General features: G+C 63.3%; 1 rRNA gene. It reads left to right on the top strand.

The window, feature by feature from the left end:
• Window positions 1-139, top strand: a 23S ribosomal RNA gene (locus tag ACLBX8_RS31670); the annotation flags it as partial.
• Window positions 140-357: the final 218 nt, after the last annotated feature.

The following is a 357-nucleotide window of genomic DNA, read 5'->3' as shown; positions in this document are numbered from 1 at the left end:
AGGCATCTAAGCGGGAAACCCCCCTTAAAACGAGACCTCCCTTGAGGGCCGTGGAAGACGACCACGTCGATAGGCCGGGGGTGCAAGCGCGGCGACGCGTTGAGCCGACCGGTACTAATCGCCCGATAGGCTTGATCGCTCTCGTGATCCGTGTCCGTGTGTGACCGGCAGCCGCTGCAAAGCGGGTGACGGGCACACAGCCACGGTTATAAGAAGACCCGCAGCGATGACGCTGCCTGCTTGCCGAACGAAACACTCGCCGTCGCAGCACCCTGCGCCGCCGAGTGCCAAAAAAGTTGCGATGCGCCGGTCTGGTGGCCTGAGCGGCGTGCCCAGAACCCGATCCCATCTCGAACT

Source organism: Methylobacterium sp. D48H, from assembly GCF_053345715.1.
The sequence above is the reverse complement of the archived record's forward strand: the minus strand, read 5'-3'. Positions and strand labels throughout refer to the sequence as shown.